3 protein-coding genes are annotated in these 3,019 nt (G+C 46.1%); 1 reads left to right on the forward strand and 2 read right to left on the reverse strand.

Annotation, left to right across the window (positions count from 1 at the left end; all coding sequences use genetic code 11):
* A partial coding sequence (locus HPS55_RS13890) for a hypothetical protein (protein WP_172325097.1) occupies positions 1 to 840 on the forward strand: 840 nt, incomplete at its 5' end.
* Between the two features lie 189 nt (positions 841 to 1,029).
* Here the strand turns inward: HPS55_RS13890 and HPS55_RS13895 are convergent.
* Together HPS55_RS13895 and HPS55_RS13900 are read right to left on the reverse strand one after the other, a co-directional pair.
* On the reverse strand, positions 1,030 to 2,157 hold the full coding sequence (locus tag HPS55_RS13895) for a type II toxin-antitoxin system HipA family toxin (protein WP_172176562.1): 1,128 nt from the start codon (positions 2,155 to 2,157) through the stop codon (positions 1,030 to 1,032).
* Entirely contained in the window at positions 2,154 to 2,483 is a 330-nt protein-coding gene (locus HPS55_RS13900) for a helix-turn-helix domain-containing protein (RefSeq protein ID WP_172176564.1), read from the reverse strand. The genes HPS55_RS13895 and HPS55_RS13900 overlap by 4 nt, the downstream gene beginning before the upstream one ends.
* Positions 2,484 to 3,019: the final 536 nt, after the last annotated feature.

Below are 3,019 nucleotides of genomic sequence, written 5' to 3' on the forward strand. Positions count from 1 at the left end.
ATAGGCAAAAAAGAAGCGGCACGCGCATTGGCCGTATTCGGAGTGAAGAAAAGTTCAGTCATGGCAAACGACGAGATTGAAATATCGTATGAAATGGGAAGATTGAATAAAAACACCAAAAACTCCCCTGCAGAATGGCGTTCAGATGTTTGGTGGATTGACCCTGCAATAAAATTCTTGGTGAAGAACAAGACAAGCAGAATACTGTATGTCGACCTCGGCACCACGTTCTTTATCCGGCTTGGAGAGACTATATGTTTCTACACCCCGTCTTCCACAACCACCTCGCATGGCAAAAGCGGCGGGGCCGGCGTAAATCTTGGCGCCGTAACAGGAGCATTGGGCATAGGTGGAGTGGCCGGGAATCTGGCAAATGGCGTAAACGTGGGAGGAGGCACCACAAGTTCAACCACAAGCACCACTTATTCACAAAGGATTGTTGCCGTTCCTCCCATGTCTTCCATAGAATTAACCCCGCAATATCTGTTCGGGAACGAGAGAAAGACAATCTGCCATGGAGCTGAATACGAACTTGAGTTCTCAAATTATAGCTATATTTTCTCTCCTGTTTTTTATTTCTTAAAGAAACAGGGAGGTACCATGCTTGTAGGAGACCACTACAAATACTCGGAAGAAAGTTCGCCTATCCAAATGAATTTTATGCTCTCTTACGGTACAGAAGAGAGCTGTGCATCGACCAAAACATTGGCATCACATTATTTTCTGAAAGACTTGGTGGGAAGGAAAACCTATAATGGACATTTAAACACCGATAACATTCCTTTCACGCTTGTTCGTATAGTAGACAAAGGCTCGAAAGCTGCATTTCCCAAACAATAATCCCCGACTTTGCTCTATCCACTTTTATCCGAGCATTTTCGTCAAGCCAAATGAGCAACTCGAAACTTGTTCCGGCTCTGCCGTGGAGAGAAAACGCGCATGAATATAAAGAAAAAAGGCGGATTAGAGCTTTCCCGGAAACGGCATGACGCCACAGGATGAAGCACAGACATTTCGTACAAGCCCTCTCTATCTCACCGGAATCTTATTCAGAAGCAAATCGCCACAATTCTGATATACCTCATCAAATATTTCGCGGCACCGGCCCGCGCTTATCTTGATTTTCGTGCCAACCGCCATAAAATCCTGAAGTGAGGGATTGCCGGTATTGTTCACCGATGTGGCGTGTTGCCCGTTATAGCCCTCGGTGCAAAGCGTCAGATCGTATGCAGGAGCCAGACACCATATATATCTGCCATTTGCATCCTTACGGACTATAAAACTGAAATTCTTGCAATGGTCATCCTTGTTGTCTGTGAGATAGTTGAACACCATCCGACGGTACATCTCTTCCACGTCGTTCGGATTTTGTGTGACAAAACCGGTCAGTGCCAGCAGATTATTATAGTCAAGTACCGGCTCCGAAAGCGAAACGCCGAGCAAGCCTCCTGCCGTTGCCACATGGCAGCGCTCACCTTTATCGGTAATGTCAAAACGCCGGGTTGTAAAGTACTTGCCGTTTGTAAGTTTGAAGTCGGGTACCTCGATACCGCACTTACGTGCCACCTCATTGTAATGGTATTCCTGCACTCCCATATCCATCGGGTCGTACGTATGCCTGAATTTTACAATCCAATGACCGCCGGCATCCGAAAACACTGCCTTCGGACGGCAACCGCCACTGTTCCCACTATTGTAAAGCAGAAGTCCGGCATCTGTATCCTGCTGCTCCTTAAGCACTTCCAGTGCCTTTCTTTGAATCATGTCAAAATCGGCAACTTCATCCCGGTCACCTATAACGGTTTCCGGCTCATAAGTCAGTGCCCCCATGCCGCCACTGCCCACAATGCCCAGCCGGTCAATGGCCGACAAATCCCTGTCGTCTACACCACTGCGCAGAAGAGTCTTATGCAAGAGATAACGGCCGTAACCATCCGGCAAACTATCCTCAAACACACCGAAGTTTCCATAAAACGGTGACGGTTTGGCAAGAAACAACCCTTTCCTCAACGGCAATTCCAGGGGTGAGATACTGAAACCGTCCGCTATCCAGTAAGGGTCGTACTCAAATGCCAGACTCCTGTCGTCGGGCGTAAGAGATAGTACCCCCACTACGTCGCCGTGATATTTTACCGTAAGTCTGTCCGTCTTCATCATTTCTTGTAAGCTCTGGTTTTACCTCTATTCTTGCGTATCTGTGCCAGCTCCTCCATAGTGGAATACTTCGGCTCGGCAAACAAGCTTTTCACCTCGTGAGTATATTCCATAGCCATTGCCATGCAGATGAGATTCTTTAACGAAATCAGCCCTTTCTGCTCAAATCGCGCGATGTTGCTCACGGCCACACCCGACTTTTCCGCCACCTGTTCTCGCGTCAGATTCTTTTCTATGCGCCGTTTGCGGAAATCATCGGCCAACGTCTTGGCTATGTCATCGGCATTGTCAAGCGTAAAGCCATCCAATAATGATAATATATTGTTCATAACTCCTTGTTTGTGTATATTACAGATAATATGTTATCACCTGTAAAGGTACGAATTATTTTCGAGATACGCACAACTATTTCCTTTTTTCGCGATGTCATCAACAGAAATATTGAAATACACCCATTGGCGGAATTAAGTTAGTATATACCCGATTCTGCCAATGGCGTGAACGTGGGATTAAATAAACATCCATTCGCCCCGCCACGGTACCGTCATTGGCAGCCGACGAATAATCCCGGAAAACATACGAACGAGCACAAATACATGACACTCCGCGAATATAAAGCGCAAAAAAGCGTTTCAAGTAATGAAAAATACATATTTTTGCAGTGTGTTTACGTTATAGAACGAAACAAACCAACTTGTCCGTACTCTGCCATGGCAAGAAAGAAATGGCGGGAAAACGCGCATGAATATGAATATATTAAAAACCGAAAATAGATTATGAAACGTACATTGATGTTTTTACTAAGTGCGGCAGCAGGGCTGTCGGCCTATTCGCAGGATGTGATTGTCACCAAAGAGGGTGACGC

It is taken from the genome of Xylanibacter rodentium (assembly GCF_013166575.1).
Taxonomy (GTDB): Bacteria; Bacteroidota; Bacteroidia; order Bacteroidales; family Bacteroidaceae; genus Prevotella; species Prevotella rodentium.

Excerpts from the sequence above, each read along its gene's own strand:
- HPS55_RS13895 (WP_172176562.1), bottom strand. The coding sequence starts at position 2,157 with ATGATGAAGACGGACAGACTTACGGTAAAATATCACGGCGACGTAGTG.
- HPS55_RS13900 (WP_172176564.1), bottom strand. The coding sequence starts at position 2,483 with ATGAACAATATATTATCATTATTGGATGGCTTTACGCTTGACAATGCC.